General features: G+C 36.0%; 5 protein-coding genes. All 5 read left to right on the top strand.

What is annotated here, in order from left to right; genetic code table 11:
- A partial coding sequence (locus tag ACTTKP_RS11860; RefSeq protein WP_442554097.1) for a hypothetical protein occupies window positions 1–734 on the top strand: 734 nt, incomplete at its 5' end.
- An 86-nt stretch (window positions 735–820) separates the two neighbouring features.
- Window positions 821–1,177: a YlxM family DNA-binding protein gene (gene ylxM, locus ACTTKP_RS11855; RefSeq protein WP_442554096.1), complete on the top strand. Its 357-nt coding sequence runs from the start codon at window positions 821–823 to the stop codon at window positions 1,175–1,177.
- Between the two features lie 11 nt (window positions 1,178–1,188).
- Window positions 1,189–2,529 (top strand): signal recognition particle protein, encoded by a 1,341-nt coding sequence (gene ffh, locus ACTTKP_RS11850; protein ID WP_442554095.1) that lies wholly within the window; start codon window positions 1,189–1,191, stop codon window positions 2,527–2,529.
- Between the two features lie 61 nt (window positions 2,530–2,590).
- Window positions 2,591–2,833, top strand: a complete 243-nt coding sequence (rpsP, locus tag ACTTKP_RS11845; RefSeq protein WP_208428831.1) for a 30S ribosomal protein S16 — start codon at window positions 2,591–2,593, stop codon at window positions 2,831–2,833.
- An 18-nt stretch (window positions 2,834–2,851) separates the two neighbouring features.
- Window positions 2,852–3,079, top strand: a complete 228-nt coding sequence (locus ACTTKP_RS11840; protein ID WP_442554094.1) for a KH domain-containing protein — start codon at window positions 2,852–2,854, stop codon at window positions 3,077–3,079.
- Window positions 3,080–3,096 lie beyond the last annotated feature (17 nt).

The raw sequence follows: 3,096 nt of genomic DNA, 5'->3' as shown, positions 1-3,096 counted from the left end.
TTATGTATGAATTTTTTGAAATTGGTAATTTAGATAATAAAGCTCTTGAAGTTAAAAACGAGGGAATAGACATAATCAAGATTCCGTATTATTTTAACTCATTTCATAATTCAAATGTTTACTTTAAAATTGACGAAGTGAAATTGCTTGACAAAGTAAATTCAGAGCTTTTAGACAAATTATCTAGCTATTTTGGCAAGCCTATTCAGATTATGATTTCATCTGAACGGAAAGATGCTACAGATATGTTGAAAAATTTGGGTTTTGAACGCAAAAGAGTTTGTTATGAGATTGAAGTTGGTAAGGAAGACTATAGCATATATGAAAAAGATGATGAGATTAAACTGATAACTGCACATAAAGGTAGTAAAGAATTTGCGGCTTGTGCAGACTTAATGCTTGAACGATATATCAAAACACATCTGGACATCAACCCTTGGACAGGTAAAAGATCTGATTTTTTTAATATTCTTCCGGAAAAAGTTGTATATGAGAAAAAGGATGACAGTATAGAAAATCTGGCATTTATAGAAAATGAAGAGGTTGCTTATGTTTTTGGAAAGAATGTAGATTTATTCAGGAAATTTTCTTCTAGCTTGATTTTGAAATTATTTGAAAAATATGAGAATATATATTTGGAAGCAGATGATTGTGATGAATTTGCTATGGAATTAAAAAAGTTATCTGGTAAAGATTATGATGTTACTTGGGATACTTACATTTATAAAAAATAATTTTTTGATGTCAAGGAAAAAACTTGACATCTCTTTTTTCATCTGTTACAATACCCTAGGATTAAAAAGATAGTGAGTTTATTATAATGGAAAAGAAAGTAGATATACTTGATGAGAGACTTAGAGTTTCTGAATTATTTGACTATTATGGTGTGCTTCTTAAAGAAAGCCAGAGTAAGTTACTTGAAGCTTACATACTTGAAGATCTCTCTCTTTCTGAAATAGCTGAAACAGAGGGAATATCCAGACAGGGAGTGCATGATAATCTAAAAAGAAGTATCAGACAGCTTGAAGAGTTTGATGATAAACTGGAACTTATTAAGAAATCCAAAGAAATATCCGGCATAGCATATATGCTTAAAGAAACAATAAGTACTTGTAAGGATGAGAAGCTTAAAGAAAATATACAGATAGATATTGTTAAGCTTGAAAACATATTCTAAAAGGAGGAGCTATGGCATTTGACAGTTTAACAGAGAAGCTGACAAAGGTTTTTAAGAATCTGCGTGGCAAGGGCAAGCTAAATGAAAATGATGTCAAGGCTGCTCTTAAAGAAGTAAAAATTGCTTTACTTGAAGCAGACGTAAACTTCAAGGTTGCTAAAAATTTTATTAAGACCGTTGAAGAAAGAGCTATAGGACAGGATGTTATGAACTCCTTAACACCCGGTCAGATGGTTATAAAGATAGTTAATGAAGAAATGACAGCCCTGCTTGGTTCAGAAAAAACTGAACTTACTTTAAGACCTACGCAGGAAATTACGATTATAATGATGTGCGGTCTTCAAGGTGCAGGTAAAACAACAACTACGGCAAAGCTTGCAGCAAAATTCAAAGGAGCAAGAAAACCACTTCTCGTTGCCTGCGATGTATACAGACCGGCTGCCATCAAACAGCTTCAGGTAAATGGAGAAAAGGTTGGAGTTCCGGTATTTACTATGGGTGACGGTCATAAGCCGCCCAATATAGCCAAGGCAGCTATAGAGCATGCTAAAAATAATGACTACAATATGATATTTCTTGATACTGCAGGACGTCTTCAGATAGATGAAGATATGATGCAGGAGCTTGTAGATATTAAAGAAGCAGTAGATGTTACGCAGACACTTCTGGTAGTAGATGCAATGACAGGTCAGGAAGCAGTAAATGTTGCAACTACATTTGACAGTAAGATAGAGCTTGATGGAGTGGTGCTGACAAAGCTTGATGGTGATACCAGAGGTGGTGCTGCACTTTCCATAAGAAGTGTAACAGGCAAACCTATTCTGTATGCCGGTATGGGAGAGAAACTCTCAGACCTTGAACAGTTTTATCCAGACAGAATGGCAAACAGAATACTGGGAATGGGCGACATACTTACCCTTATTGATAAAGCCCAAAGTGCCTTAGATGCTGAGAAGGCTAAAGAACTTGAGCAAAAATTCAAAAAGGCTGAGTTTGATTTCAACGATATGCTTGCCCAGTTTGAACAGATAAGCAAGCTTGGCAGTATAACGGATATTCTTGGTATGATGCCAGGTGGACTTGGTGGCAAGATTGATGAATCTATGGTTGATGAGAAGGCTATGGACAGAGTCAAATCAATCATTTATTCTATGACAAAAGCTGAAAGAGCCAACCCAAATCTTCTGAATCCATCCAGAAAACACAGAATTGCCAAAGGCTCAGGAGTGGATGTGGCTGAGGTAAATAAGCTTGTCAAACAGATGGAACAGATGAAAAAAGTTATGAAGCAGATGTCAGGAATGATGAAAGGCAAAGGAAAGAAAAAGTTTGGTCTGCCTTTCGGATTATAAATTTGGTGTTAATGCAAAGCATTTTCATAGATAAAATAAAAAAATCAGGAGGAAAAGTAAAATGGTAAAGATTAGATTAATGAGAATGGGATATAAGAGACATCCTTTCTATAGAGTAGTAGTTGCTGATGAGAGAGTAGCTCAGCATGGTAACTTCATTGCTCAGGTAGGAACTTATGATCCTAACAAGGAGCCAAGTGCAATCAATATCAATGCTGAAGAAGCAAAGAAGTGGATTGCAAATGGTGCTAAGCCTACAGAGGTTGTTGCTAAGCTTTTAAAGAAAGCCGGTATAACTGAGTAATCATCGGAGGTAGTCATCATGAATGAATTAGTAAAGGTTATTGCTATGGCCCTTGTTGATCATCCTGATGAAGTCACAGTTACAGAAACAGAGGAGAATGGAGAAACAGTACTTCTTCTTCATGTTGCAGATAGTGATATGGGCAAAGTTATTGGCAAGCAGGGAAGAATAGCAAAGTCAATAAGGACTGTTGTAAAAGCTGCGGCCACAAGGGATGATAAGAAAGTCACCGTTGAAATAAAATGATGACAGAGGGGGAGGAG

The organism is Catonella sp. (assembly GCF_052169795.1).
GTDB lineage: Bacteria > Bacillota > Clostridia > Lachnospirales > Lachnospiraceae > Catonella.
Note: the sequence above shows the minus strand (reverse complement) of the source record. Positions and strands in the feature narration are given on the sequence as shown.

Bases quoted from the DNA above. Each gene is read 5' to 3' on its own strand.
- ylxM (WP_442554096.1), top strand. From the start codon at position 821: ATGGAAAAGAAAGTAGATATACTTGATGAGAGACTTAGAGTTTCTGAA.
- ffh (WP_442554095.1), top strand. From the start codon at position 1,189: ATGGCATTTGACAGTTTAACAGAGAAGCTGACAAAGGTTTTTAAGAAT.
- rpsP (WP_208428831.1), top strand. From the start codon at position 2,591: ATGGTAAAGATTAGATTAATGAGAATGGGATATAAGAGACATCCTTTC.
- ACTTKP_RS11840 (WP_442554094.1), top strand. From the start codon at position 2,852: ATGAATGAATTAGTAAAGGTTATTGCTATGGCCCTTGTTGATCATCCT.